Origin of the sequence: Streptomyces cynarae (assembly GCF_025642135.1) — a bacterium.
In the GTDB taxonomy this organism is placed as follows: Bacteria; Actinomycetota; Actinomycetes; order Streptomycetales; family Streptomycetaceae; genus Streptomyces; species Streptomyces cynarae.
This window is the reverse complement of sequence record NZ_CP106793.1, coordinates 1,921,884-1,947,709: the sequence shown is the minus strand read 5'-3', so window position 1 is coordinate 1,947,709 and position 25,826 is coordinate 1,921,884. Positions and strand designations below refer to the sequence as shown.

Genomic DNA, 25,826 nt, shown 5'->3' with positions numbered 1-25,826 from the left:
GTCCGCCGGACGGCAAACGCGCGCCACCTCACCCCGACCCGTCCTTGGCGAGGAACCGGCGCAGCCGCCGCAGCGGCCAGGTGTTGATCACGTCGTCCGCCGTGAGCCAGCCGCGCTGCGCGGTAGCGACGCCGTAGCGCAGATGGGCCAGGTGGAGCACTGAGTGCGCGTCGGTGTTCACGGCGAACTTCACGCCGTGCTGCCGGGCCCGCAGGATGTCCTCGTCGCACAGGTCGAGCCGGTCCGGCTGGGCGTTGATCTCCAGCGCGGTGCCGGTGCGCGCGCAGGCCGCGAAGACCTCGTCCCAGTCGGCGTCCACCCCCGGCCGCTTGCCGATCAGGCGCGTGGTCGGATGGCCGATGATGTTGACGTGCGGGTTCTCACAGGCCCGCACCAGCCGCCGCGTCATCGCCCTGCGGTCCAGGTCGAAATGGGAGTGCAGCGAGGCCACGCACAGGTCGAAGCCGACCAGGAACGCGCCCGGCCAGTCCACGTCCCCCTCGGCACTGATGTTGAGCTCTGTGCCGTGCAGCAGCCGCATCCCGTGGTGCGCGCCGTCCAGCGCCCGCAGCTCCTCCCGCTGGGCCAGGATCTTCTCGTCCGTCATGCGCTGCATGTACAGGTTCGGCGCGTGGTCGGTGACCGCGTAGTACGCGTAACCGCGCTCCGCCGCCGCCTCCACCATCGCCTCCAGGGAGGCCAGCCCGTCGGTGAGGTCCGTGTGCGTGTGCAGATCGCCGCGCACGTCCCGCTCCGTCACCACTTCCGGCAGCTCCCCGCGCACGGCCGCCTGGATCTCCCCGCGGTCCTCCCGAAGCGTCGGCGGAATCCACGGCAGGCCCAGCCGGGCGTACACCTCCTCCTCGCTGCGGGAGGCGACCGATTCCCCGCTGCCCGTGTCGAACAGGCCGTACTCGGACAGCTTCAGACCCGGGCGCACGGCGATGGTGCGGGTCCGGATGTTGTGCGCCTTGGAGCCGGTGAAGTACTGGAGCCCGGCGCCCCACGAGTCGGGCGGCAGCACCCGGAGGTCCACCTGCACGCCCTTCGTGGTGCGGATCGACGTCTTCTTCTCACCGTGCGCGATCACCTCGGCGGTCGAGGGCAGCGTCTCCAGGGCTTCCATGAAGGGGGCCGACCGCTTCGCGGCGACCAGGATGTCGATGTCGCCGATCGTCTCTCTCATCCGCCGCAGCGATCCCGCGTACGTGCAGCGCTTGCAGCCGGTGACCTGGGACAGCTCGGCGACGATCTCCTCCGCGGTGTCCAGCGCCAGATGGATCGGGATACGGCCGCCCGCCTGCTGCATCAGCCGGATCCCGTGCAGGATGTTCTCCTGCGTCTTCTCGCCGAACCCCTTCAGGTCGGCCAGCGCGTCCGCCTCGATCGCGGCCGCCAACTCGCTCACCGAGGAGATGTGCAGGTCCTCGTAGAGCCGCATCGCCTTCTTCGGACCCAGCGTGGGGATCGTGATCAGCTCCCGCACCCCGGCCGGGATCTTCGCCCGGCGCTCCTCGACCACCGCGACCGTGCCGGTGCGCAGATACTCGATGACCTTCTCGGCGATCGACCTGCCCACGTTCGGGATGTCCCGCAGCCCGTCGGCGTCCAGATGGGAGATGTCGGCCGGGTGGCCGCCGATGGCACGCGCGGCCTTCTCGTAGGCGCGCGCCTTGAAGGCGTCGCCTCCCGTGATCGCGACGAGGTCCGCGTACTCCTGCAGGAGCGCCTCGACCTCTTCGTTGGCCCGGGCCACACCTCGAGTCTAGGAACCGCCCGAGAGGTGGGCCACACGTGAAGGGTGGGCCACACGCGAAAGGGTGCCGACCGGAACCGGTCGACACCCTTCGGGTCAAGTGTCCGAGGGGGGACTTGAACCCCCACGCCCGATAAAGGGCACTAGCACCTCAAGCTAGCGCGTCTGCCATTCCGCCACCCGGACAAGGTGTCTGTCGTGCGGGCTTCCCCCGCGGCGACGAAGGAAACATTACCAGGCTTTCGGCGGCGTTCGATCACCCCCGTTCCCGCGTGAACGGCATGTGACGGGCCGTACACCACCTTGGGGCGCGGTGGGGGTCGGGGGGAGGATGAGGAGGACCACCAGCAGGGAACCGGGAGGAAGCAGCGTGACCGACACCGGCACGGCCAGGAGCGTCACCGGCGAGGACGAGGTCGTCGACCTCTGCCGTGAGCTGATCCAGATCGACACCAGCAACTACGGCGACCACTCGGGCCCCGGCGAGCGAAGGGCCGCCGAGTACGTCGCAGAGAAGCTCGCCGAGGTGGGGCTCGAACCGAAGATCTTCGAGTCGCACCCGGGCCGTGCCTCCACGGTGGCCCGTATCGAGGGCGAGGACCCCTCACGGCCCGCGCTGCTCATCCACGGGCACACCGACGTCGTACCGGCCAACGCGGACGACTGGACGCACCACCCGTTCTCCGGCGAGATCGCCGACGGATGCGTATGGGGGCGCGGCGCGGTCGACATGAAGGACATGGACGCCATGACCCTGGCGGTCGTCCGCGACCGGCTGCGCAGCGGGCGCAGGCCGCCGCGCGACATCGTCCTCGCCTTCCTCGCCGACGAGGAGGCGGGCGGCACGTACGGCGCCAGGTACCTGGTCGACAACCACCCGGACCTCTTCGAGGGCGTCACCGAGGCCATCAGCGAGGTGGGCGGTTTCTCGTTCACGGTGAACGAGCAGCGCCGGCTCTACCTGATCCAGACGGCCGAGAAGGGCATGCACTGGATGAAGCTCACCGTGGCCGGCACCGCGGGCCACGGGTCGATGATCCACCGGGACAACGCGATCACCGAGCTGTCCGAAGCCGTGGCACGCCTCGGCCGGCACAAGTTCCCGGTACGGGTCACCAAGACGACGCGGGCCTTCCTCGACGAACTCGGCGACGCGCTCGGCACCGAGCTCGACCCGGAGAACATGGAGGGCACCCTCGCCAAGCTCGGCGGCATCGCCAAGCTGATCGGCGCGACCCTCAGCAACACCGCCAACCCCACACAGCTGAATGCCGGTTACAAGGTCAACGTCATTCCCGGCGAGGCCACCGCGCACGTCGACGGGCGCTTCCTGCCCGGCTTCGAGGAGGAGTTCCTCGCCGACGTGGACCGGATCCTCGGGCCGAACGTGCGGCGCGAGGACGTGCACGCCGACAAGGCCGTCGAGACCGGCTTCGACGGCACGCTGGTCGAGGCGATGCAGTCGGCGCTGCTGGCGGAGGACCCGGCCGCGAAGGCGATCCCGTACATGCTCTCCGGCGGCACGGACGCCAAGTCCTTCGACGACCTCGGCATCCGAGGCTTCGGCTTCGCGCCGCTGAAGCTGCCGCCGGAGCTGGACTTCGCGGGCATGTTCCACGGGGTCGACGAGCGGGTGCCGGTGGACGCGCTGCAGTTCGGCGTGCGGGTGCTGGACCGGTTCATCGACGCGTCCTGAGCCGGCGCCGGTCCCGTGCGCTATTCGCCAGCGTGTACGGGAACACGCCGGGACGAGTGAATGCGACCATACGCTCGTAGCTCCATTACTCCCTCCTCGTTACACGTGGTGCGGTCCGAGGCTTGGATCGCTTTGCCAACAAGGAGGAATAATGATCAAGAAGGTCGTCGCTGCTGCGGCTGCCACCGGTGGTCTGGTTCTCGCGGGTGCGGGTCTGGCTGTCGCCGACTCCGGTGCCCAGGGTGCCGCCACGCACTCCCCGGGTGTCGTGTCGGGCAATGTGATCCAGGTTCCGGTGCACGTCCCGGTGAACGTCTGCGGCAACACGATCTCGGTGATCGGGCTGCTGAACCCCGCCTTCGGCAACACCTGCATCAACCACTGACGTGGTGCCTCACCCCATGAGGGGCCCGAACCCCATGAGGGTGTGAGTCCGTCGGCCCCGGAGTGCGTGCCATGCGCTCCGGGGCCGACCGGTTCCTCCGCGTCCGCGCCCACCGCGCGGGACGCGCTCCGAAGGTCCACGACCAGCTCGAAGACAGGGAAATCAGCAATGCGACAGGTCACCCGCAAGGGCCTGATGACCATGGCGGCTGCGACCGGAGTCCTCGCCGTCACCGGCGGCTACGCGCACGCCGATGCCGGAGCGAACGGCTCCGCCACCAACTCGCCCGGCGTGCTGTCGGGCAACCTGGTGCAGGTGCCCGTGCACGTGCCGGTGAACGTCTGCGGCAACACCGTGAACGTCATCGGGCTGCTCAACCCGGCTGCCGGCAACACGTGCGCGAACACCGGCAGCCAGTCCGGCGGCGGGGGCGGCGCCCACGCCGGCGGGCACACCGGCGACTCGCCCGGCGTCGGTTCCGGCAACACCGTGCAGGTGCCGGTCGACGTGCCGGTGAACGTGTGCGGCAACTCCGTCAACGTGGGCGGGATCGGCAACCCGGCGGGCGGCAACGACTGCGCCAACCCGGGCGGCGGCCACTCCACCACGCCTCCCGGTGGCGGTGGCGGGACGACGCCTCCCGGTGGCGGTGGCGGGACGACGCCTCCCGGTGGCGGTGGCGGTACCACGCCTCCCGGCGGCGGGGGCAGCACCACACCCCCGGCGGCGGCACCACCACGCCTCCCGGCACGCCCCGTCACCCCGGCACTCCGCAGCAGCCGGGCGGCGGCACCCACGTCAACCACCCCGGAGGTCAGTCCGTCACCCAGCCGGCGGCCACCGCACAGCTCGCCCACACCGGCAGCGACCTGCCGCTCGGCCTCCTGGCGCCGGTCGGCGCGGGAGCCCTGCTCGGCGGTGCGCTGCTCTACCGCAGGGCGCGGGCGCACGCGTAACGGCACCGGCACCGGCACCGCCTGCTTCCCCCGTGGCCGACTGAACGGATCGGGCCCCGTCCGTGCGGGGCCCGATCCATTTCAGTCACATTCGCTCACCACGTGGCGCGCACCTGGCGGATGATCCGCCGGCGCAACCGCACCCTGCGGCTCCCGTCGCGCAGCAGGCTCAGGCGGTCCAACTCCCAGTGTCCGTACTCGGCATGGTCCGTCAGCAGGCGTGTGGCGTCCTTGCGGGAGACCCCGCGCGGTACGTACACGTCGACAAATTCGTATTCCGGCATCGCATCTATTGTGCGGGCTGGGGCCCGGTACGGATAGCGTCTGCACTATGTCTGATGCTGCGCAGCCCACCGCTGCCGAGGTACGTGCCGCCGCCGAGGCGGTCAAGACCGCACTCGACCGCCACCTTGCCGCGGTCGAGCGCAGGACGGGTGAGGACGACCCGGCCGTCTACGAGGCGTTCAACGAGCTGGCCGCGGCGGCCGAGGAGTACGACGAGCTGCTCTACGACCGCTACGACGAGGTCACCCCCTTCGAGATCCCCGGTGCGGAGGAGCCTCTTCCGCCGTACACGGGCCCCGAGGAACCGAGTGCGCTGAGCGTCCTGATCCGCCGGGACTACGCGGTGGCGGAGCCCCAGCGGCTGCTGGCACAGGCGGAGCGCGTGGAGGCCGCGGACGAGGAGACCGCGCCGGCGTCGTCGGCCGGCACCGTCCACGGCGCGCTCGGCGTGCTCTTCGGGGAGTTCGAACCGGACGAGATCGCCTCCCGGCACAAGGAGTTCGGCCTCGAGGAGGGCGACTCCACGCTGTGGGTGGTGGCCGCCGAGGAACCGGCCGAGCCGGGGGAGTGGCTGGAGGCGCCCTTCGAGCAGGTCGATCCCCAGCGGGTGATCTGCCGTTTCGACGTCAGTTCCGTCTTCGACGAGGAGGCGGACGACGAGGAGCTGCGGGCCGGGGTGCTGGAGGACGACGAGCTCGAGCTGGACGACGACGAGGACCTGGAACCGCTGGATCGTTGATCGTCAGCAGGGGCTTCCCCGGCGGTGCCGTGTGACCTGGGGCGGCACGGCACCACCGGGACCCGCCGTGGTGAGAGCCCCGCTCCCGCCGTAGTGAGGTGCCCCTCTCAGTCCGACGTCGGGACCTGGGGCCCCAGCAGCGCGGGCAGGCGGGTCGTACGCGGCTTGGCCTGGATCTCCGCCACGGCCCGCGGCAGGGCCTGGTCCGCGCCGTGCACCACCGACAGATGGCGGACCGCTCGGCCGAAGGCCGTGTAGACCCACGGCCGGGTGAGGCTCTGGGCGGCGTCGCCCGGCAGGACCACGACCACCGCCGGCCACCGCTGCCCCACCGCCTGGTGCGCGGTCAGCGCCCAGCCGTGCCGCAGGGTCTGCTCCACCCGCTCCTTCGGCACCACCACGGAGACGCCCGCGCACTCCAGGTGCAGCCCCTCGGCGTCGCCCTTCACGACACGGCCCGGCAGCGTACGCCCCGGCGCGGGGGAGTAGGCGATCCGGTCGCCCGGGTCGAAGCCGCCGAAGCGACCCGGGCCCGGGTTGAGCCGCTCCTTCAGTGCCGCGTTCAGCGCGCGGGTGCCCGCAGCGCCGCCGTGGCCCGGGGTGATCACCTGCGTCTCCTCCGCCGGAACCCCGATCGCCCGCGGCACCGAGTCCGCGACCAGCTGCACGGTCCGGTGCACCGCCTCCCCGGCGTCCCGCACCGGCACGATCACGACCTCCTTGCCGGGCGCGTCGACCTGCGGCAGCTCACCGATGCCGATGGCGGAGACCAGTTCGCCGAGTGGGCCCGGGTCGGGGGTCCGCGAGGCGATCTGCGGGCACACGCGGGCCGCGAGCAGGTCCCCGAACACGCGTCCGGGGCCGACCGACCAGAGCACACCCGGGTCGCCGCTCAGCACCAGCCGGGCCCCGTCGGGCAGCGACTCCACGAGCAGGGCCGCCGTCTCCACATCCAGCTGAGGCGCGTCCAGCACGATGAGCAGATCGAGGTCCAGCGCGCCGTCGGCGTCCCGTCCCGGACCCTCGCCACCGGACAGGAGGCCCGCGACGGTGGCGAGAGGCGGCTGTGTTCCCCCGTCGTCCGGCAGGTCGAGGCGGGCCAGCAGCGCGCCGAACTGGTCGCGGCCGGCCGGGCTGTGCGTGGCGGCCCAGGCTCGCAGCCCGAGCCGGCGTGCCTCACGCAGCAGTGTCGCCGACTCGATGCGGGACGCCTCCGACCCGGTGTGCAGCACCAGGCCGTGACCCGCGACCGCACCGATCAGTTCCGCCCCGGAACCCGCCGCCGACCGGGTCGCCCGCTGCCAGTCCTCCGCCGCGCCGTCCTCCTTCGGCACGGAGTTGACCAGCCGGGCCAGTCCGTCGGCGAGGCTCTCCTCCGCGAGCGCGTACCGCTCCAGGCCGATCAGGACGCGCACCGGGCGCTGCTGTTCCTCGTCGTCGCCCGGTGGGGCCGACTCCAGGGCGTCCTGGAAGACCAGGGCATCGCCCTCGGCGATGGTGTCGCGCACGGCCGCCTCGGGGTCGGGCACCTGGCGCCGGCCGAGCGCCGCCTCCAGGGCCGGGACCTCCAGGGCGGTGTGCCCGGCCAGGGCCGCCTGCTCCAACAGCCAGACCGTCATCGCACGGGCCCGGCGCTCGTCGTCCGGGCGGCAATCCGCGCCGAGGAGGGCGCGGGCGAAGGTGTCGGCCTGCTCGGGGCGCACTCCGAAGACGCGCAGCAGCTGCCAGGGGTCGGTGCGCAGCTGCGCCTCCGCCCCCTCGCCGAGCGCCTCCGCGACCTGGGGGCGAGCGTGTCCGGGGCGCCGCCCTCGGCCAGGACGGCCCGCACCGCCGCCACCGTCTCGGCGGCGGGAGGCGCCGCGGCCGCCGCCACGGGCTGCGGGCGCCGCACCGGCTCGGGGGCGGTGGGGCGGCGCGGTGCGGGCGTGGGCTCGCTGAAGGCGCTCGCCACCGGCTTCTCACCGCTCTCCACGGCCCGTACGGCGGCGAGCAGGTCGGCGGCCTTCCCGCTGAGCTTCCCACCGGCCTCGACGGGTCCCTGCTTCGTGGCCTTCCGCCGCTCGATCCGCTCCCGCTCGACCCGCTGAGCGGCCAGCTCGGCCTCGGCCTCGGACATCTCGGGGGCGGCACCCTCGCCCTCGCCGGCGTCCCGCGAGGGACCAGGGGAGCCGTCCGCCGGGTCCGGGCCGCCGTCCGCCGGCGCCTCGTCCCCGGAGCCCTCTGCGAGCCCCTCTGCGGGCATCGGGTCCGCGGCCCTGTCGCTCCCCGTACCGCCGCCCCCGGCGGTCCCGGCCCCGTCCTCCGCCCGAGGGGCCGTCTCCGTCGTCTCCGGGTCCGTGGTCACAGCGTGCTCCAGTCGTGATCGGGATAGCGGTGCACCGGGGCCGACACATCGTCCAGCGCCCGGCAGATCTCGTCCGGAAGACTAAGCGCCTCCACTGACAACGCCGCCGTGAGCTGCTGCGCGTTGCGCGCGCCGACGATCGGCGCGACCACACCCGGCCGGTCCCGCACCCACGCCAGCGCCACCTGCAACGGCGTCGCGGCGAGCCCGTCGGCGGCCGTCTGCACGGCGTCGACGATGCTGCTCGCCGTGTCGTCGAGGTAGGGCGCGACGAACGGCCCCATGTGCTCCGACGCCCCGCGCGAGTCCGCCGGTGTCGAGTGCCGGTACTTGCCGGTCAGCACGCCCCGGCCCAGCGGAGACGACGGCAGCAGCCCGACCCCCAGGTCCAGCGCCGCGGGCAGCACCTCCCGCTCCACTCCCCGCTGGAGCAGCGAGTACTCCATCTGAGTACTGGCGATCCTGGTCCTCACGCCCGGCGCCGCGAGCTGCCACGTCGCCGCCTTCGCCAGCTGCCAGCCGCAGAAGTTGGACACCCCCGCATACCGCGCCCGGCCGCTGCCGACCGCCAGGTCGAGCGCCTGCAGGGTCTCCTCCAGCGGGGTGTACGGGTCGAAGGCGTGGACGTGCCAGACGTCGACGTAGTCCGTGCCCAGGCGGGCGAGCGAGGCGTCCAGGGCTGAGAGGAGATGACCGCGCGAGCAGTCGAAGCGGCGGTCCGGGTCGGGGACGCTGCCCGCCTTCGTCGAGATCACCAGGTCCCGGCGGGGCACGAGGCCGTCCATGAGCCGCCCGAGCAGATACTCGGCCTCCCCGTCCCCGTACACGTCCGCCGTGTCGACGAGGGTCCCGCCCGCCTCCCAGAACACCTTCAACTGGTCCGCGGCGTCGTGCTCGTCCGTGTCGCGGCCCCACGTCAGGGTGCCGAGCCCGATCCGCGACACACGAAGGCCGGTACGGCCGAGATGCCTCTGCTCCATGAACGCCGAGATTACGGCCTGAACTCGGCTCATGGGGGGCCTGTGGACAACGCGTTCCCCCCGTCGGTGAGGGGATTTCCGGGGGGCCCGCCTTCCCGCTAAGGTCGGGCACCAAGGGACGTTACTGATCGGTAAGGGGAATGGGCCATGCAGCTCGGGATCAACCTCGGCTACTGGGGCGCCGGAATGGACGCGGACAACCTCGCCGTGGCCCAGGAAGCCGACCGACTCGGATACGCGGTGTGCTGGGCCGCCGAGGCGTACGGCTCCGACGCGGCCACCGTGCTGTCCTGGGTCGCCGCCAAGACCGAGCGCATCGACGTCGGCTCCGCCATCTTCCAGATCCCGGCGCGCCAGCCCGCGATGACCGCGATGACCGCCGCCACCCTCGACTCCCTGTCCGGCGGCCGCTTCCGTCTCGGCCTCGGCGTGTCGGGGCCGCAGGTCTCCGAGGGCTGGTACGGCGTCAAGTTCGACAAGCCGCTCGCCCGCACGCGCGAGTACGTGGAGATCGTACGGAAGGCGATGACCCGTGAGCGGCTGACGTACGAGGGTGAGCACTGGACGCTGCCGCTGCCCGGCGGACCCGGCAAGCCGATCAAGCTGACCGTGCACCCGCAGCGCGAGCACATCCCGCTCTACATCGCCGCCATCGGCCCGAAGAACCTGGAGCAGACCGGCGAGATCGCCGACGGCGCCCTGCTGATCTTCCCCTCCGCCGACCATCTCGAGGACACCGCGATCAAGTACCTGAGGGCGGGGCGGGAGAAGGCCGGCAGGACCCTCGACGGCTTCGACGTGTGCCCCACGGCCCCGCTCGCCGTCGGCGACGACAAGGACGTGACCGCGCTCGCCGACACCTTCCGCCCCTACACGGCCCTGTACGTCGGCGGCATGGGCAGCCCCAAGCAGAACTTCTACAACCAGCTCGCCCAGCGCATGGGCTACGAGAAGGCCGCCGCCGAGGTCCAGGAGAAGTACCTGTCCGGCGACAAGCAGGGCGCGGCGGCCGCGATCCCGCACGAGCTGATCGACCGGACCACCCTGCTCGGCTCCGTCGACCGGATCGCCGACCGCATGAAGGCCTACGCCGCGGCCGGCGTCACCACGCTCAGCCTGGCACCGGCGGGCTTCACCCTCGAGGAGCGGATCGCAGGGCTCCGGGCAGGGACTGAGGCCCTGGAGCGGGCCGGGCTCGCGTAGCGGGCAACAGGCGAAGAGGTCTCTGCGGCCGTGGTGGGGGCTCGGGGGGTCTTCCCCGCCACGGCCGTCACGGGGAACAACGCTCGGCCGCCCGCGCGGTTACGGCCCGCCCCGGCCCGCCTTCTCCTCCTTTCGGCCGAGTAGCCCCCACGCAGCTGTTGCAGCACCTCCAGGGCCCTATTTGACTCGGTTTGACCCGATCGTCGCGGGTCCTGCAGAGAGGTGCGCCCATGCTGTCGGCCAAGAGCCTGTTCCAGGAGATCCTCGACCACGACGAGTCGTTCCGGCTGTTCTGCTCCATCGCGGCCGGCGGGGAGGCGCGGGGCGGCTGGGAGAACGGGCGCATCGCCCAGCTGGTGCCGGAGAGCGAACGCGCGCTCGCCCCCAAGATCTCCCGCCACGGCGCGGACGAGGACAAGCACGGACGCATATTCCACGCCCTGCTCAAGAAGCGCGGCCTGCAACCCGTACCGGTGCCCCCGGAGACCGACTACACGATGCTCCTGGAGCGCCGGGGCATCGGTCTCGCGCACGCGAGGCTCAAGGCGGACCAGCCGCTCACCGTGCGCGACATCATCGTCTACCTGGCGCACAGCCGGGTCACCGAGCAGCGCGCGGCCGAGCAGATGCTGATGCTGCGCAAGCACTTCGGGGACCACCCGGACATCGGCCGGGCCGTCCAAATGATCTCCGACGACGAGGACAACCACCTTGCGTACACCCACGAGGAACTGCTGCGCCTCGCCGCCGCCGGACACGGCCGGTTCATCCGGCGCACCCTGCGCGCGTACGCACTGGCCGAGATCCGCGTCCACCGGGACGTCAGCCTGGCGGTCATGACCCACATGGCACGCATCCTCGGCTGGTCCGGAGCGAGGCCGGCGCTGCTCGCGACCGCCATCCGCCTCGTCTACGCCTACGAGCGGCTCGTCGGTCGCCGGCGCATGGTGACCCTGCGGACGCCCGAGCGGTGCGACGCGCTCGGCGGTCCGGCTACAACCAGCCCCGCCGCTTGAACAGCCGGTACAGCAGCACCTCGAGCACTGCCATGATCACGACCACCGCAGGGTAGGACCACACCCAGTGGAGCTCCGGCATGTGGTCGAAGTTCATGCCGTAGATCCCCGCGATCATCGTCGGAACGGCGGCCATCGCCGCCCACGCCGAGATCTTCCGCATGTCGTCGTTCTGCCGCACGCTCATCTGCGCCAGATGCGCCGACAGGATGTCCGACACCAGCCGGTCCAGGCCCTCCACCGACTCGTTCACCCGGGTCAGATGGTCGTGGACGTCCCGGAAGAAGGGCCGCGACTTCTCCTGCACGAACGGCACCGCCGCACCGTACGCGCCCTGCCCCGCCAGCCGGGCCGTCGGCGGTCCCAGCGGCACCGTCGCCCGCCGGAACTCCAGGACCTGCCGCTTGAAGGCGTAGATCCGGGACGCGGTGTGCCGCGAGCCTCCGACGGACGGCGAGAAGACCTCCGCCTCCAGCTCCTCCAGATCGGTGCCCAGTTCCGTCGCCACCTCCAGGTAGTGGTCGACGATCGAGTCCGTGATCGAGTACAGCACCCCGGTGGGCCCGTGCCGCAGCATCTCGGGCTGCTGCTCCAGATGACGGCGGACGTCCCCGAGCGGCATGTCCACACCGTGGCGAACGGTCACCACGAACGAGTCGCCGAGGAACACCATCAGCTCGCCGGTGGAGACGGTGTCGCTGTCCGGCTCGTACGACACCGGCTTGAGCACCATGAACAGCGAGTCCTCGTACACCTCCAGCTTGGGCCGCTGGTGCGCCTTCAGGGCGTCCTCCACGGCCAGCGGATGCAGCCCGAACTCCTTGGTGACCAGATCGAACTCGTCCTCCGTCGGCTCGTACAGGCCGACCCACAAGAACGTGTCCGACGAGGCGCGCGCCTGGTCCAGCGCGGTGGAGAGGTCATCCGGCCCCTCGTTCCCCTCGTTGCGGCGCCCGTCGCGGTAGACGGCGCAGTCGACGATCACGGAGCGCACTCTCCTCTCACTGGCACCCGGGCACCGACGGGCGTTTGACGACAAGACCTAGGCTGGTCGTCATGCCCACGTTGCTCCTCGTCCGGCACGGACGTTCCACCGCCAACACCGCGGGTCTCCTCGCCGGCTGGACGCCCGGCGTAGCTCTCGACGAACGCGGCGCCGCGCAGGCCGCGGCCCTGCCCGGGCGGCTCGCCGAGCTGCCGATCGCCGAAGTCGTCACCAGCCCCCTGCAGCGCTGCCAGGAGACCGTCCAGCCGCTCCTCGACGCCCGTCCCGAACTGCGCGCCCACACCGACGACCGGATCGGCGAGTGCCACTACGGCGACTGGTCCGGCCGCAAGCTCGCCGAGCTGAAGGACGAGCCGCTGATGGAGGTCGTCCAGGCGCACCCGTCGGCGGCCGCGTTCCCCGGCGGCGAGTCGATGCGGGCGATGGCGACCCGCGCCGCGGAGGCCGTACGGGAGTGGAACGCGCGCGTGGAGCGCGACCACGGCGCCGACGCCGTCTACCTCATGTGCTCGCACGGCGACGTCATCAAGTCTCTCGTCGCGGACGCACTCGGACTTCATCTCGACCTCTTCCAGCGGATCTCCGTGGAACCGTGTTCCATCACCGCGATCCGTTACACCCGGCTGCGGCCATTTCTCGTTCGTCTCGGCGACACCGGCGATTTCTCCTCCCTCGTGCCGCGTCCGGAAGCCTCGGATCCGGACGCCACGGTCGGAGGCGGTGCGGGCGCACCGTGATCGTCGAGCGCAGTAGGGTGAAGCGGTCGAACGAGCGCAGTAGTTGTTCAGCGTAGTTGTCAGCAACCCCACAGGACCGGCGCGGTCCGCCGGTCCCGACCCGATCCAATGGAGACAGGACGTGTCCCGTCAGGTGTTCCTCTACGACCCCCCGGACCGCTTCGTGGCCGGTACGGTCGGGCTGCCCGGGCGCCGTACCTTCTTCCTGCAGGCCTCGGCCGGACCCCGGGTGACCAGCGTGGCCCTGGAGAAGACCCAGGTCGCGGCGCTCGCCGAGCGCATGGACGAACTGCTCGACGAGGTCGTGCGGCGCAGCGGCGGCAGCGCCGCCGTCCCCGCCGTGGCCCCCACTGAGATCGCCGACACGGCCCCCCTGGAGACCCCCATCGAGGAGGAGTTCCGCGTCGGCACCATGGCGCTCGCCTGGGACGCCGAGGAACAGCGCATGGTCGTCGAGGCCCAGGCCCTCGTCGAGCTGGACGCCGACTCCGAGGAGGACCTCGCCGAGGCCGAGGAGCGGCTGCTGCAGGACGAGGAGAACGGTCCGCCGATGCTCCGGGTCCGGCTCACCGGCGCGCAGGCCAGAGCCTTCGCCAAGCGCGCACTCGACGTCGTCAACGCCGGGCGGCCGCCGTGCCCGCTGTGCAGCCTCCCGCTCGACCCGGAAGGACACGTATGTCCGCGCCAGAACGGATACCGCCGCGGAGCGTGACCACGGCCGAACTGCTCGCCGAGGGCGAGCTGACCGTGCGCGGCCGCATCCGCGACGCGTCCAACGCGGCGCTGTACTGCACGGTCTCCTACGACGGCCGGGAAGCCACCTGCGTCTACAAGCCCGTCGCCGGGGAGCGGCCCCTGTGGGACTTCCCGGACGGGACGCTGGCCCAGCGCGAGGTCGCCGCGTACGAGGTGTCGGAGGCGACCGGCTGGGGGCTCGTGCCGCCCACCGTTCTGCGCGACGGCCCGTACGGCGAGGGCATGTGCCAGCTGTGGGTGGAGGTCGTGCCCGACGGTGAGCTCCTCGCCCTGGTGGAGGGCGAGGAGCCCGAGCCGGGCTGGAAGGCGATCGGTCTCGTCGAGGTCGGCGACGGCGAGACGGCCCTGCTCGTGCACGCCGACGACCAGCGGCTGCGGCGGCTGGCCGTCCTGGACGCGGTCATCAACAACGCGGACCGCAAGGGGGGCCATCTGCTGCCGGCGGCCGAGGGGCGGTTGTACGGGATCGACCACGGGGTCACGTTCAACGTCGAGAACAAGCTGCGGACACTGCTGTGGGGATGGGCGGGGGAGCCGCTGACGGGGGAGGCGGTGGAGGTGCTGAAGGGACTGAAGGACGGCCTCTCCGAGGGGGCCGCCCTTGCCACCCGCCTGGCCGCGCTGATCAGCCCCGCGGAGGTCCGGGCGACGCGGGCACGGGTGGAGGCGCTGCTGGAGTCGGGCCGGCACCCGGAGCCGAGCGGGGAGTGGCCGGCGATTCCTTGGCCGCCGGTGTGAGAAGTACCGCTCGCTGAGGCCGACCGGGGGTTGGCTGCGCTTCCCGGCGCCGACAGGATGCGTGCCCCCGAGCTTTTCGAGCAGGGGACCCCAGCGCCCACCCGTGCCGCCGCGCGGCACGACTGCCCGCGGCTTTCGCAGGGTGGGCATGCACACCGGCCGGGCTCCCGCAAGAGCGTCTTCCCGGTCATTCGCCGTCCGTCCGCCCGATCCGGTTCGTGGACAGAACTTCCCGCCGGTTACGCTCATGACATGCATGCCTGGCCCGCTTCCGAGGTCCCCGCCCTGCCTGGTCAGGGCCGCGACCTGAGGATCCACGACACCGCGACCGGCGGCCTCGTCGCCCTCGACCCCGGTCCCGTCGCCCGTATCTACGTCTGCGGGATCACCCCGTACGACGCGACCCACATGGGTCACGCGGCGACCTACAACGCGTTCGACCTCGTTCAGCGCGTGTGGCTCGACACCAAGCGCCAGGTCCACTACGTCCAGAACGTCACCGACGTCGACGACCCCCTCCTCGAGCGCGCCCAGCGCGACAGCGTCGACTGGGTGGCTCTCGCCGAGCGGGAGACCACCCTGTTCCGCGAGGACATGACCGCCCTGCGGATGCTGCCCCCGCGGCACTACATAGGCGCCGTGGAGGCGATACCCGGCATCGTTCCGCTGGTCGAGCGCCTGCGGGACCTCGGAGCCGCGTACGAACTCGAAGGGGACGTCTACTTCTCCGTCGAGTCCGACCCCAACTTCGGCAAGGTCTCCCGCCTGGACGCCGCCGCCATGCGCCTGCTCTCCGCGGAGCGCGGCGGCGACCCCGACCGGCCCGGGAAGAAGAACCCGCTCGACCCGATGCTGTGGATGGCCGCCCGCGACGGCGAGCCCAGCTGGGACGGCGGCTCGCTCGGCCGCGGCCGCCCCGGCTGGCACATCGAGTGCGTGGCCATCGCCCTGGACCACCTGGGCATGGGCTTCGACGTCCAGGGGGGCGGCTCCGACCTCGCCTTCCCGCACCACGAGATGGGCGCCTCGCACGCCCAGGTGCTGACCGGCGAGTTCCCCATGGCCAAGGCGTACGTCCACGCCGGCATGGTCGCCCTGGACGGAGAGAAGATGTCCAAGTCCAAGGGCAACCTCGTCTTCGTCTCCCGGCTCCGCCGCGACGGCGTCGACCCGGCCGCCATCCGGCTCGCACTGCACGCCCACCACTACCGGTCCGACTGGGAGTGGACCGACCAGGTCCTCCAGGACGCCGTGGCACGGCTCGGCCGCTGGCGCGCCGCCGTCTCCCGGCCCGACGGCCCGTCCGCCGACGCGCTCGTCGAGGAGATCCGCGACGCCCTCGCGAACGACCTCGACGCGCCCTCCGCGCTCGCCGCGGTCGACCGCTGGGTCACGCTCCAGCAGGAGAGCGGCGGCACGGACACCGGGGCGCCCGGTGTCGTGTCGCGGGCCGTGGACGCGCTGCTCGGCGTGGCTCTCTGAGCCCCTTCCGCCGGTATGGAGCGGGGCCGGTGCGCTGCTGCGCACCGGCCCCGCTCACTCCTCCGGTGAGTCCTCGTCCTCGCCGCCCGGCCGCGGCGGCTTCGGCGGACGCGGACGACCGCCGGGGTTGTCCCGCAGGAACGGGCCGCCCTCGCCGCCATCCGCCGTGGCGTGCCCGCCGGGCGGGCTGACGTCCCGTCGCCGCAGATACCGCTCGAACTCACGGGCGATCGCCTCACCGGACGCCTCCGGCAGCTCGGCGGTGTCCCGGGCCTCCTCCAGCGTCTGCACGTACTCGGCGACCTCGCTGTCCTCGGCGGCCAGCTGGTCCACGCCGAGCTGCCAGGCGCGCGCGTCCTCCGGCAGTTCGCCGAGCGGGATGCGCAGGTCGAGGAGGTCCTCCAGGCGGTTGAGGAGGGCCAGCGTGGCCTTGGGGTTCGGCGGCTGCGACACGTAGTGCGGGACCGCGGCCCACAGCGACACGGCCGGCACGCCCGCGTGCGTGCACGCCTCCTGAAGGACGCCCACGATGCCCGTGGGCCCCTCGTACTTGGTCTCCTCCAGGTCCATGCGGCGGGCCAGGTCCGGGTCGGACGTGGTCCCGCTGATCGGGACCGGACGCGTGTGCGGGGTGTCGCCGAGCAGGGCGCCGAGGATCACCACCAGTTCCACGCCCAGCTCATGGGCGAAGCCCAGCAACTCGTTGCAGAACGAGCGCCAGCGCATCGACGGTTCGATGCCACGGACCAGCACCAGGTCGCGAGGCTTCTCACCGCCGACGCGGACCACCGAGAGCCGGGTCGTGGGCCAGGTGATCTTGCGGACCCCGGCCTCCATGAACACTGTGGGGCGGTTCACCTGGAAGTCGTAGTAGTCCTCGGCGTCCAGCGCCGCGAAGACCTCGCCCTTCCATTCCCTGTCCAGATGCGCGACCGCGGTGGAGGCGGCGTCGCCGGCATCGTTCCAGCCCTCGAACGCGGCCACCATGACCGGGTCGATCAGCTCGGGAACCCCCTCGAGCTCGATCACCCAGCGCCTCCTTCCGACGTACCCTCACGTACGCCCCAACCTTACGGCGTTCGGCCAGGGCGCCCGCAGTCCCCTGCCACGGGGGAGTGAACGGATGACTGCCCCGTCCGGGGCCGTCGAACACCCATGATCGCCTACCGGTCCGGCACGCCGCACGGGTGGCTCACACCGTGGAGCCTCACAGGGTCGAGCGCAGCCACTGCTCGACGGACGCGATGTGCACGGTCGCCCAGGAGCGGGCCGCCTCGGGGTCGCGGTCGCGCAGGGCCCCGAGGATCGCGCGGTGCTCGCGCAGGGTGCGGACGACCGCGTCCTCCTGGGTGAGGCCGCGCCAGATACGGGCTCGGGTGGTGGGCCCGGACAGGCCGTCCAGCAGGGAGCACAGGACCGAGTTGCCGGAGCCCTGCACGATCCCCCGGTGGAACTCCAGATCGGAGGCGACCAGCTCCTCCACCGAGGGTTCGGGACCCAGCTTGTCCAACTGGGCGGTCAACGCGTCCAGTTGCTGCTCGCTGATACGGGAGGCCGCCATGGCCGTCGCGGCCGGCTCCAGGATGCGGCGCACCGCGAGGAACTCCAGCACGGTGTCGTCGCGGTGGAAGTCCACGACGAAGCTCATCGCCTCCAGCAGCAGCTGGGGGTCCAGGCTCGTGACATACGTGCCGTCGCCCTGCCGCACGTCCAGGATGCGGATCAGCGACAGGGCACGCACGGCCTCGCGCAGTGAGTTGCGGGACAGGCCAAGCTCCGCGGCCAGCTCGCTCTCCTTGGGCAGGCGGTCGCCCGGGCGCAGCGCACCGGAGACGATCATTTCCTTGATCTTCTCGATCGCCTCGTCGGTGACTGCCATGGCGTGCCTCCCAGGTGCTCAGACATCCGATGTCTCGGCGTCATTATGGGGTCGAATGGCTGAACGGAACCAGGATTTCCCATGTCACCCCGTGAAACACAGGGAGCCGCTCGCCATGGGCCGCCCCCGTGGTCTCTCCGCGGACTCTCGGTGGCTCTCCGTGGACCGCTCAGCCCACCGCCTCCAGCTCCGCCAGCGCCACCGCCTCGTCGAGCGTGGTCAGCACCCGGTCCCGCATCAGGATCCGCCCGTCGACGACCGTGTCCCGCACATCCGCGGAGTGCGCCGCGTACGCGAGCGTCGCCCACACGTCGTGCCGGGGACGCAGATGCGGCCGGCCGAGGTCGAGCACGATCATGTCGGCCCGCTTGCCCGCCTCCAGTGAGCCCAGCCGATCTCCGAGCCCCAGTGCGCGGGCGCCCTCGATCGTCGCCATCCGCACCGCCTGTTCGGCAGCCACCGCGGTGGGGTCACCGGCCGCCTTGTGCACCAGCGCCGCCTGCCGCATCGCGTCGAACACGTCCAGCGTGTTGGAGCTGACCGCCCCGTCCGTGCCGAGCCCGACGGTCACACCCGCGTCCAGCAGCCGCGGCACCGGCGCGATCCCGCAGCCCAGCTTGAGGTTGGACACCGGGCAGTGCGCGACCGCCGTCCCGGTTCGGGCCAGCGCGGCGATCTCCGGGCCGGTCAGATCGACGGCGTGTGCGAGCAGCACATCGGGGCCGAGCACCCCGAGCTGGTCCAGCAGCTCCACCGGCCGCCTGCCGTACCGCGCCTCGACGGTGGCGACCTCCGTCGCGTTCTCCGCGGCGTGCAGGTGCAGCAGCGCCCCGAACTCCCGCGCCAGCGCGGCGATCCCGATCAGCTGATCCGGGCTCAGGGTGTAGGCGGAGTGCGCGAACACGACCGGCCGGAACCCCGGCCGCTCCCCGCTCCGCGCGGCCAGGTCCCGGCGCGCCCACTCCATGCGCTCCCCGTACGCCCTGCCGTCCGGGGAGTCCGGGACGTCCATGAAGGTGGGCCCGGCCAGCAGCCGCCAGCCCGCCTCCAGCGCCACTCGCTCGGCCGCCTCGTGGAACCAGTACATGTCGAGCGCCGAGGTCACCCCGGCCCGTACGCTCTCGGCGACGGCCGCCCGCACCCCCGCCGCCACGTGTTCCGGCGACAGCAGCTCGGCCTCCTGGCGCAGCACGCGCTCCAGGAAGCCCTGAAGGGTGACGTCGTCGGCGCTGCCGCGCAGCAGCGTCATCGCCAGGTGCGTATGGGCGTTGACCAGGCCCGGCAGGACCAGACAGCCCCCGGCGTCGATCTCCTCCTCCGCCGCGTACCGGGCCCGCAGCTCCCCGGTGGGCCCGGCCGCGATGATCTCCCCGTCCCGGACGGCGACGGCGCCCTCCCGGACCACGCTTCCGGCGTCGTCGACCGTGAGGACGTCACCGCCGTGCACCAGGAGATCCACGGGCTCGCTCATCCCGCCTGCCCCTCCGCCAGCAGCCGCAGCGCCTCCAGGGAGACCACCGCGCCGCGCTCCACGCCCCGGGCGACGACCTCGCGGTGCGGGTCGTAGGCGCCCGCCGAGAAGGGGGACGCCTCGTCGACGAGTTCGTCGGCGTTGACGCCGTCCACCACGAGCACCCCGCCCGCGACCAGCCCGCGCAGCGAGGCGGTCACCAGCAGCGCGGACAGCTCCATCTCGATCGCCACCAGACCCGCCCTGTCATAGGCGTCGAGCGGGATCAGCGCCGGCTGGAACGCCGCCCGCGTCCAGACGATCCCCCGGTGGTGCGGCACCCCCGCCTCGCGCGCCGCGCGCTGGAGGGCGAAGACCGCCTCGGGCGCGGCCACCGCCGGGTACTCCGGGGGCAGCAACTGCTGGGTGACCCCGTCGTCGCGCACGGCCGCCTCCGCGATCACCAGGTCGCCGTCGCCGATCCCCGGCCTCATCGCGCCCGCCGTGCCGAACCGCAGGACGGTGTGGATCCCTGCGTCCGCCAGCTCCTGGAACAGCAGGACCGCGCCCGGCGCACCCACCCCGTGCGAGGCCACCGTCACCGGCAGGCCCTTCCAGCTCCCGGTGAACACCCGGTACTCGCGGTGGTACGAGACCTCCTCGGCACCCTCCAGCAGCGCGGCGACGGTCGCCGCGCGCGCCGGGTCGCCCACGACCACGGCGTACGGCGGCAGCCCGGTGCGTCGGATGCGGGCGATGGGGGACAACTCCTGCGTCATGCGGCGACTCCAGTGGGACGGATGTACGAACACCGTACGCAGCCCGGAGTCGCGCACAGCAGCCGCGCACCGGAAGCGCGCACACGAAAGGGGCGGCTCCGTGCGGGAAGCCGCCCCTCGCTGTGTGGGACCCGGTGGGTCCTGCCCCAGACCTACTACTTGTTGTCGAGCAGGTCCTGCACCTTGCCGCGCACCTCGTCCGTGGCCAGGCCGCGGATCGTCAGGGTGGTGCGGCGGCGCAGCACGTCGTCCACCGTCTCGGCCCACTCGTGGTCCCGGGCGTAGACGACCTGCGCCCAGATCTCCGGGGCGTCCGGGTGGACGCGCTCGCCCAGCTCCGGATTGTCGTTGGCCAGCCGTGCGATGTCGAAGGCCAGCGAACCGTAGTGGGTCGCCAGGTGCTTGGCCGTGTCGGGCGCCATGCGCGGGCCGGGCGCCGGGCCGTCCACGACGAGCCGGTGCGCGACCGCGCGCGGGTTGGCGATGCCCGGCAGCGGCAGCTTCTTCGGCAGCGAGGAGATCGGCTCGAAGTCGTCGCCCAGCGGGTGACCCGGCAGCGACTCCAGCTTCTGCATGACCGTACGGCCGATGTGCCGGAACGTCGTCCACTTGCCGCCCGCGACGGACAGCATGCCGCCCTTGCCCTCGGTCACCACCGTCTCCCGCTTGGCCTTGGCGGTGTCGCCGGGACCGCCCGGCAGCACCCTGAGGCCGGCGAACGAGTAGGTGATCAGCTCCCGCCGCAGCTGCTGGTCGCGGACCGAGAAGGCGGCCTCGTCCAGGATCTGGGCGATGTCCTTCTCGTTGACCGACACCTCGGCCGGGTCGCCCTCGAACTCCTCGTCGGTCGTGCCGAGCAGCAGCATGTCCTCCCACGGGAGGGCGAAGGTGATCCGGTACTTGTCGATCGGCGTCGCCAGCGCCGCCTTCCAGGGGGAGGTGCGCTTGAGTACCAGGTGCACGCCCTTGGACAGCCGGATGGAGGGCGCCGCGTTCGGGTCCTCCATACGGCGCAGGTGGTCGACCCACGGCCCGGTCGCGTTCAGCACCAGCCGCGCGTCCACACCGAACTCGTCGCCCGAGAGCCGGTCGCGCAGCTCGGCGCCGGTGACCCGGCCCTTGGTGAACCTGAGGCCGGTGACCTCGGCGTGGTTGAGGACGACGGCGCCCGCGTCGACGGCCGCACGGACCGTCATCAGCGCCATGCGCGCGTCGTTCATCTGGTCGTCGCCGTAGACGGCCACGGCCTTCAGGTTCTCGGTGCGCAGCTCCGGCACGTCCTGCGCCGCCTTGGCCGGCGACAGCAGGTGGCCTATGCCGTCGCCGAACGCCGACAGCGCGGAGTAGGCGAACACGCCCGCTCCGAGCTTCGCCGCGCCGTGCGGCCCGCCCTTGTACACGGGGAGGTAGAACGTGAGCGGGTTCGCCAGGTGGGGGGCCACCTGACGGGAGACCGCACGGCGCTCGAAGTGGTTCTCCGCCACCAGCTTCACCGCGCCGGTCTGCAGGTAGCGCAGACCGCCGTGGAGCAGCTTGGAGGAGGCGGAGGAGGTGGCGCCGGCGAAGTCGCCGGCGTCCACCAGCGCCACCCTGAGGCCCGACTGCGCGGCATGCCAGGCCGTGGAGATGCCCAGGATCCCGCCGCCGATCACCAGGAGGTCGTAGGTCGCCCTGGACAACTGCTCGCGGGTCTCGGCACGGCTCGGGTTGGAGCCGTAGGCCGGGTGGGTCCCCAGAGCCGGAACACTCTGCAGGGTGGTCATCGTGAATTACTCCTCGTGCTCGATCCAGCCCATGGTCCGCTCGACGGCCTTGAGCCAGTTCTTGTACTCACGGTCGCGGGTCTCCGCGTCCATGTGGGGCGTCCACTCGGCGGCCCGCCGCCAGTTGGCGCGCAGGTCGTCGGTGCTGGTCCAGAAGCCGACGGCCAGGCCGGCGGCGTAGGCGGCGCCGAGGCAGGTGGTCTCGGCGACCATCGGGCGCACCACCGGCGCGTCCAGGACGTCCGAGAGCGTCTGCATCAGCAGGTTGTTGGAGGTCATGCCGCCGTCGACCTTGAGGGTCGCCAGCTCGACACCCGAGTCCTTGGTCATGGCGTCGGCGATCTCCCGCGTCTGCCAGGCGGTGGCCTCCAGGACGGCGCGCGCGAGGTGCGCCTTGGTGACGTACCGGGTCAGACCGGCGATCACACCGCGGGCGTCGGAGCGCCAGTACGGGGCGAACAGACCGGAGAAGGCCGGCACGAAGTAGGCGCCGCCGTTGTCCTCGACCGAGAGCGCGAGGGTCTCGATCTCGGCGGCGGTCTTGATCAGGCCCATCTGGTCCCGCATCCACTGCACCAGGGAGCCGGTGACCGCGATGGAACCCTCCAGGGCGTAGACCGGCTTGTCGTCGCCGATCTGGTAGCCGACCGTGGTCAGCAGGCCCGAGTAGGAGTTGATGATCTTGTCACCGGTGTTCATCACCATGAAGGTGCCGGTGCCGTAGGTGGACTTGGTCTCACCCTCGGAGAAGCAGGTCTGGCCGAACAGGGCCGCCTGCTGGTCGCCGAGCGCGGAGGCGACCGGGATGCCGCCGAGCAGCTCGCCGAGGCGTCCGCCGGTGATCTCGCCGTAGACCTCGGCGGAGGACCGGATCTCGGGCAGCATCGCGAGCGGGACGCCGATGGACTCGGCGATCTTGTCGTCCCACTGCATGGTGTGCAGGTTCATCAGCAGGGTGCGGGAGGCGTTGGTCACGTCGGTGACGTGCCGGCCGCCGTCGACACCACCGGTCAGGTTCCAGATGACCCAGGTGTCCATGGTGCCGAACAGGATGTCGCCCGCCTCGGCGCGCTCGCGCAGGCCCTCGACGTTGTCGAGCAGCCAGCGGGCCTTGGGACCCGCGAAGTACGAGGCCAGCGGCAGGCCGGTCTCGCGGCGGAAGCGGTCCTGGCCGACGTTGCGGCCGAGCTCCTTGCAGAGGGCGTCGGTGCGGGTGTCCTGCCAGACGATGGCGTTGTGGACGGGCTCACCGGTGTTCCTGTCCCACAGCACGGTGGTCTCGCGCTGGTTGGTGATGCCGATGGCCTTGATGTCGTCTCTGGTGATGCCGGCCTTCTCGACGGCTCCGGCCACGACGTCCTGGACGTTCGTCCAGATCTCGGTGGCGTTGTGCTCCACCCAGCCCGGCTTCGGGAAGATCTGCTCGTGCTCCTTCTGGTCGACGGAGACGATCCGGCCGTCCCGGTCGAAGATGATGCAGCGCGAAGAGGTCGTGCCCTGGTCGATGGCGGCGATGAACGGGCCGGCGGTGTGTGCGTCGGTCACGGAGTGCTCCTGAAGTTCCATGGTCAAAAGGGGCGGTCTTTACGGCGCGGTGCTGACGTGCGGAGTCCTGTCGGACTCACTCAATCTCAAGCAAAAGCGACGTTGTAGATGCCTGCGGCGATCGCCGCGCCGACCAGCGGGCCGACGACCGGGATCCAGGCGTAGCGCCAGTCCGAGCCGCCCTTGTTGGGCAGGGGGAGGAGGGCGTGCACGATACGCGGACCGAGGTCACGGGCCGGGTTGATCGCGTAGCCCGTCGGTCCGCCCAGGGAGAGGCCGATCGAGACCACGACCAGCGAGGTGATCAGGGCGCCCAGGGTGCCCAGACCGTTGCCCTTGTCGTTGAGGCCCTGCGTGAGGACCGCGAGCACCAGCACGATCGTGCCGATGATCTCCGTGGCGAGGTTCTGCACCGTGTGCCGGATCTCCGGGCCGGTGGAGAAGATGCCGAGCACGGGGCCGGCGCCCTTTTCCTGGGCCTCGACCGCCTTGGCGGTGGTGGCCTGTGCGCCCGGTCCGCCCACGATCTCCTTGTCGGTGAGGTGGGCCTGGAACTGGCCGGCGTAGGCGACCCACACCAGGGTCGCACCGATCATCGCACCGAGCAGCTGTCCCGCCCAGTAGATCGGGAGGTTGCTCCAGTCGCCGGTCTTGATGGCGAGTGCGAGGGTCACGGCCGGGTTGAGGTGGGCACCGGAGAGCGGTGCCGAGGTGTAGACCGCCGTCAGAACGGCGAAACCCCACCCGAACGTGATGGCGAGCCACCCGGCGTTACGGGCCTTGGAGAACTTCAGTGTCACGGCGGCGCACACTCCGCCGCCGAGGAGGATGAGCAGGGCGGTACCTATGGTCTCGCCGATGAAGATGTCGGAGCTGGACACCCGCGACTCCTTTGTCCTTCGTCCAGGGGAAGGCGAACCCCGGGTCCCTCCGGTGGTCCGCGCCCTCGGGGGTGAGAGCGATGCCGGCCCTTGGCGTTGCCACACTCTAGCGCTTATTGCCGGTAGGTGTTCGACAATGCCGACCGATGGACGGGAGTCTTGCTTCCTGTTCGCAGCGTCGTCAAGAGTCCTGTTGCACGAAGCGGGATCGTTACTGATCGACACGCACCCACGCCCTTTCGATGCGTGCACATCGCGTGCGAACAGGCACGTTTCGTGGCGGCCGCACCCGGACGCGGGCAGGCCGAGGGCCCGGTACGGCAATGCCGTAACGGTTCGGGAGTGCGGGGATTCCGGGAGAGCGGGACCCGTGGTGGCGCAGGTCTCGTGGTGGCCGTAGGGCTCAGAAGCGTCCGGCGCCCAGGTCCCGCGACACCGCGCGGGCGCAGTCACGCACCGCCGCGATCAGCTCAGGGTGCAGTTCCCCGTCCCGGCACACGCGCTCCACGGCGCCGGTGATGCCCACGGCGCCCACCGGCATCCGCCGCCGGTCGTGGATGGGTGCGGCGACCGAGGCCACCCCGGTCCACGTCTCCTCCACGTCGGCCGCGTACCCGCGCGCCCTGGTGAGGTCGAGGACGTGCTCGAAGTCGTCCGGGTCGCACACGGTCCGGTCGGTGAACGGCTTGCGGTCGGCCTCCAGCGCCTCGCTGTGCGCGACCGGGTCGTACGCCGACAGCACCTTGCCCAGGGCCGTGGAGTGCAGCGGCTGCATGGCCCCGATCTCCAGGACCTGCCGGCTGTCGTCGGGCCGGAAGACGTGGTGCACGATCAGGACGCCCTGCTGGTGCAGGACCCCGAGGTAGACGCTCTCCCCGCTGGAGCGGGCCAGGTCGTCCGTCCACACCAGGGCGCGCGCCCGCAGCTCGTGCACGTCCAGGTAGGTGGTCCCCAGGCGCAGCAGCTCCGCCCCGAGCTGGTAGCGGCCGGAGGCCGTGTCCTGCTCGACGAACCCCTCCTGCTGGAGCGTGCGGAGTATGCCGTGGGCCGTGCCCTTGGCGAGGCCCAGCGACGAGGCGATGTCCGACAGGCCGAGCCGTCGCTCGCCGCCCGCGAGCAGCCGCAGCATCGCGGCCGCCCGTTCGAGCGACTGGATGTTCCGTGCCATCGCCGTCCTGCCCTCCGTCCACTTCGGCCGTCGGCTGAGTACGTACACGCCGTTCGGCAATGCCGAACACTACCGGTCGTTGCCGACCTCCCGCTAATGGGTGGTCGCCATCCGTTCGGCGGAAATCCCCGCAGGGGTCATCCGGGGCCCCGCCCGTCCCGCCCCGTGGACGCCCCTGACCGTACGGCGTGCTCCGGGCTACCCTGGCCGCGTGCGTCTTCCGTGGGAAGGTCCAGGGGAGACGCAAAGCCGACAGCCGTCGCACCCCAGGGAGCATCTTCC

21 protein-coding genes, 1 tRNA gene and 2 pseudogenes are annotated in these 25,826 nt (G+C 71.7%); 10 read left to right on the top strand and 14 right to left on the bottom strand.

Going from position 1 to position 25,826, the window contains the following annotated elements; all coding sequences use genetic code 11:
• Window positions 1-28 precede the first annotated feature (28 nt).
• On the bottom strand, window positions 29-1,756 hold the full coding sequence (gene polX / locus N8I84_RS09190) for a DNA polymerase/3'-5' exonuclease PolX (protein ID WP_263229065.1): 1,728 nt from the start codon (window positions 1,754-1,756) through the stop codon (window positions 29-31).
• Window positions 1,757-1,857: 101 nt separating this feature from the next.
• Window positions 1,858-1,942: transfer RNA gene (locus N8I84_RS09185), tRNA-Leu, on the bottom strand.
• A gap of 184 nt (window positions 1,943-2,126) precedes the next feature.
• Between N8I84_RS09185 and N8I84_RS09180 the strand changes: the two genes are divergently transcribed.
• The 3 genes and pseudogenes from N8I84_RS09180 to N8I84_RS42695 all read left to right on the top strand — a co-directional run bounded on the left by N8I84_RS09180 (window position 2,127) and on the right by N8I84_RS42695 (window position 4,793).
• Complete coding sequence (locus N8I84_RS09180) at window positions 2,127-3,452, top strand: M20/M25/M40 family metallo-hydrolase (RefSeq protein WP_263229064.1); 1,326 nt, start codon at window positions 2,127-2,129, stop codon at window positions 3,450-3,452.
• Window positions 3,453-3,603: 151 nt separating this feature from the next.
• Window positions 3,604-3,837 carry a chaplin ChpH gene (gene chpH, locus N8I84_RS09175; RefSeq protein ID WP_103839114.1) on the top strand — a complete coding sequence of 78 codons (234 nt, stop codon included), beginning with the start codon at window positions 3,604-3,606 and terminating at the stop codon, window positions 3,835-3,837.
• A 168-nt stretch (window positions 3,838-4,005) separates the two neighbouring features.
• A pseudogene (locus N8I84_RS42695) lies at window positions 4,006-4,793 on the top strand (chaplin).
• Between the two features lie 95 nt (window positions 4,794-4,888).
• On the opposite strand, the gene N8I84_RS09155 reads toward N8I84_RS42695, so the two are convergent.
• Window positions 4,889-5,077, bottom strand: coding sequence for a DUF5703 family protein (locus tag N8I84_RS09155; protein ID WP_005485166.1), 189 nt, complete (start codon window positions 5,075-5,077; stop codon window positions 4,889-4,891).
• Window positions 5,078-5,124: 47 nt separating this feature from the next.
• On the opposite strand from N8I84_RS09155, the gene N8I84_RS09150 reads away from it, so the two are divergent.
• A complete protein-coding gene (locus N8I84_RS09150) occupies window positions 5,125-5,817 on the top strand; it encodes a hypothetical protein (protein WP_263229063.1) in 693 nt (230 codons plus the stop codon).
• Window positions 5,818-5,924: 107 nt separating this feature from the next.
• On the opposite strand, the pseudogene N8I84_RS09145 reads toward N8I84_RS09150, so the two are convergent.
• Both N8I84_RS09145 and N8I84_RS09140 read right to left on the bottom strand, forming a co-directional pair.
• Window positions 5,925-8,059: pseudogene (locus N8I84_RS09145) on the bottom strand (helix-hairpin-helix domain-containing protein).
• A gap of 98 nt (window positions 8,060-8,157) precedes the next feature.
• The gene (locus N8I84_RS09140) at window positions 8,158-9,141 is read right to left on the bottom strand and encodes an aldo/keto reductase (protein ID WP_200421360.1); all 984 of its coding nucleotides are present in this window, start codon (window positions 9,139-9,141) and stop codon (window positions 8,158-8,160) included.
• Window positions 9,142-9,288: 147 nt separating this feature from the next.
• On the opposite strand from N8I84_RS09140, the gene N8I84_RS09135 reads away from it, so the two are divergent.
• Entirely contained in the window at window positions 9,289-10,344 is a 1,056-nt protein-coding gene (locus N8I84_RS09135; protein WP_263229062.1) for an LLM class F420-dependent oxidoreductase, read from the top strand.
• A gap of 230 nt (window positions 10,345-10,574) precedes the next feature.
• Window positions 10,575-11,360: a ferritin-like domain-containing protein gene (locus N8I84_RS09130; RefSeq protein ID WP_263229061.1), complete on the top strand. Its 786-nt coding sequence runs from the start codon at window positions 10,575-10,577 to the stop codon at window positions 11,358-11,360.
• On the opposite strand, the gene corA is transcribed toward N8I84_RS09130, so the two are convergent.
• On the bottom strand, window positions 11,338-12,345 hold the full coding sequence (corA, locus tag N8I84_RS09125) for a magnesium/cobalt transporter CorA (RefSeq protein WP_263229060.1): 1,008 nt from the start codon (window positions 12,343-12,345) through the stop codon (window positions 11,338-11,340). The two genes, N8I84_RS09130 and corA, sit on opposite strands and share 23 nt — an antisense overlap.
• Before the next feature lie 71 nt (window positions 12,346-12,416).
• On the opposite strand from corA, the gene N8I84_RS09120 reads away from it, so the two are divergent.
• The 4 genes from N8I84_RS09120 to mshC all read left to right on the top strand — a co-directional run bounded on the left by N8I84_RS09120 (window position 12,417) and on the right by mshC (window position 16,079).
• Complete coding sequence (locus tag N8I84_RS09120; protein WP_200421356.1) at window positions 12,417-13,103, top strand: histidine phosphatase family protein; 687 nt, start codon at window positions 12,417-12,419, stop codon at window positions 13,101-13,103.
• A 121-nt stretch (window positions 13,104-13,224) separates the two neighbouring features.
• On the top strand, window positions 13,225-13,815 hold the full coding sequence (locus N8I84_RS09115) for a DUF3090 domain-containing protein (RefSeq protein WP_263229059.1): 591 nt from the start codon (window positions 13,225-13,227) through the stop codon (window positions 13,813-13,815).
• Entirely contained in the window at window positions 13,779-14,597 is an 819-nt protein-coding gene (locus N8I84_RS09110; protein WP_263229058.1) for an SCO1664 family protein, read from the top strand. Before N8I84_RS09115 ends, N8I84_RS09110 begins: the two co-directional genes overlap by 37 nt.
• 252 nt (window positions 14,598-14,849) lie before the next feature.
• The gene (gene mshC, locus N8I84_RS09105; protein ID WP_263229057.1) at window positions 14,850-16,079 is read left to right on the top strand and encodes a cysteine--1-D-myo-inosityl 2-amino-2-deoxy-alpha-D-glucopyranoside ligase; all 1,230 of its coding nucleotides are present in this window, start codon (window positions 14,850-14,852) and stop codon (window positions 16,077-16,079) included.
• Window positions 16,080-16,133: 54 nt separating this feature from the next.
• Here the strand turns inward: mshC and N8I84_RS09100 are convergent, their stop codons facing one another.
• From N8I84_RS09100 to N8I84_RS09065, 8 genes are all read right to left on the bottom strand, one after another.
• The gene (locus N8I84_RS09100; protein ID WP_263229056.1) at window positions 16,134-17,108 is read right to left on the bottom strand and encodes a PAC2 family protein; all 975 of its coding nucleotides are present in this window, start codon (window positions 17,106-17,108) and stop codon (window positions 16,134-16,136) included.
• A 178-nt stretch (window positions 17,109-17,286) separates the two neighbouring features.
• Complete coding sequence (locus tag N8I84_RS09095) at window positions 17,287-17,958, bottom strand: FadR/GntR family transcriptional regulator (protein WP_263229055.1); 672 nt, start codon at window positions 17,956-17,958, stop codon at window positions 17,287-17,289.
• Between the two features lie 169 nt (window positions 17,959-18,127).
• A complete protein-coding gene (locus N8I84_RS09090) occupies window positions 18,128-19,429 on the bottom strand; it encodes an amidohydrolase (protein ID WP_263229054.1) in 1,302 nt (433 codons plus the stop codon).
• Complete coding sequence (locus tag N8I84_RS09085) at window positions 19,426-20,187, bottom strand: nucleoside phosphorylase (RefSeq protein WP_263229053.1); 762 nt, start codon at window positions 20,185-20,187, stop codon at window positions 19,426-19,428. Before N8I84_RS09085 ends, N8I84_RS09090 begins: the two co-directional genes overlap by 4 nt.
• Before the next feature lie 155 nt (window positions 20,188-20,342).
• Window positions 20,343-21,950 carry a glycerol-3-phosphate dehydrogenase/oxidase gene (locus tag N8I84_RS09080; protein WP_263229052.1) on the bottom strand — a complete coding sequence of 536 codons (1,608 nt, stop codon included), beginning with the start codon at window positions 21,948-21,950 and terminating at the stop codon, window positions 20,343-20,345.
• Window positions 21,951-21,956: 6 nt separating this feature from the next.
• Window positions 21,957-23,495, bottom strand: coding sequence for a glycerol kinase GlpK (gene glpK, locus N8I84_RS09075; RefSeq protein WP_263229051.1), 1,539 nt, complete (start codon window positions 23,493-23,495; stop codon window positions 21,957-21,959).
• An 86-nt stretch (window positions 23,496-23,581) separates the two neighbouring features.
• Entirely contained in the window at window positions 23,582-24,376 is a 795-nt protein-coding gene (locus N8I84_RS09070) for an MIP/aquaporin family protein (protein ID WP_263229050.1), read from the bottom strand.
• Window positions 24,377-24,779: 403 nt separating this feature from the next.
• Window positions 24,780-25,544 (bottom strand): IclR family transcriptional regulator, encoded by a 765-nt coding sequence (locus N8I84_RS09065; protein ID WP_263229049.1) that lies wholly within the window; start codon window positions 25,542-25,544, stop codon window positions 24,780-24,782.
• Between the last annotated feature and the right edge of the window lie 282 nt (window positions 25,545-25,826).

What these genes read in the sequence shown, in the direction of transcription:
- chpH (WP_103839114.1), top strand. Translation starts at nt 3,604, where the DNA reads ATGATCAAGAAGGTCGTCGCTGCTGCGGCTGCCACCGGTGGTCTGGTT.
- N8I84_RS09155 (WP_005485166.1), bottom strand. Translation starts at nt 5,077, where the DNA reads ATGCCGGAATACGAATTTGTCGACGTGTACGTACCGCGCGGGGTCTCC.
- N8I84_RS09150 (WP_263229063.1), top strand. Translation starts at nt 5,125, where the DNA reads ATGTCTGATGCTGCGCAGCCCACCGCTGCCGAGGTACGTGCCGCCGCC.
- N8I84_RS09140 (WP_200421360.1), bottom strand. Translation starts at nt 9,141, where the DNA reads ATGGAGCAGAGGCATCTCGGCCGTACCGGCCTTCGTGTGTCGCGGATC.
- N8I84_RS09135 (WP_263229062.1), top strand. Translation starts at nt 9,289, where the DNA reads ATGCAGCTCGGGATCAACCTCGGCTACTGGGGCGCCGGAATGGACGCG.
- N8I84_RS09130 (WP_263229061.1), top strand. Translation starts at nt 10,575, where the DNA reads ATGCTGTCGGCCAAGAGCCTGTTCCAGGAGATCCTCGACCACGACGAG.
- N8I84_RS09120 (WP_200421356.1), top strand. Translation starts at nt 12,417, where the DNA reads ATGCCCACGTTGCTCCTCGTCCGGCACGGACGTTCCACCGCCAACACC.
- N8I84_RS09110 (WP_263229058.1), top strand. Translation starts at nt 13,779, where the DNA reads ATGTCCGCGCCAGAACGGATACCGCCGCGGAGCGTGACCACGGCCGAA.
- mshC (WP_263229057.1), top strand. Translation starts at nt 14,850, where the DNA reads ATGCATGCCTGGCCCGCTTCCGAGGTCCCCGCCCTGCCTGGTCAGGGC.
- N8I84_RS09095 (WP_263229055.1), bottom strand. Translation starts at nt 17,958, where the DNA reads ATGGCAGTCACCGACGAGGCGATCGAGAAGATCAAGGAAATGATCGTC.
- N8I84_RS09090 (WP_263229054.1), bottom strand. Translation starts at nt 19,429, where the DNA reads ATGAGCGAGCCCGTGGATCTCCTGGTGCACGGCGGTGACGTCCTCACG.
- N8I84_RS09085 (WP_263229053.1), bottom strand. Translation starts at nt 20,187, where the DNA reads ATGACGCAGGAGTTGTCCCCCATCGCCCGCATCCGACGCACCGGGCTG.
- N8I84_RS09080 (WP_263229052.1), bottom strand. Translation starts at nt 21,950, where the DNA reads ATGACCACCCTGCAGAGTGTTCCGGCTCTGGGGACCCACCCGGCCTAC.
- N8I84_RS09065 (WP_263229049.1), bottom strand. Translation starts at nt 25,544, where the DNA reads ATGGCACGGAACATCCAGTCGCTCGAACGGGCGGCCGCGATGCTGCGG.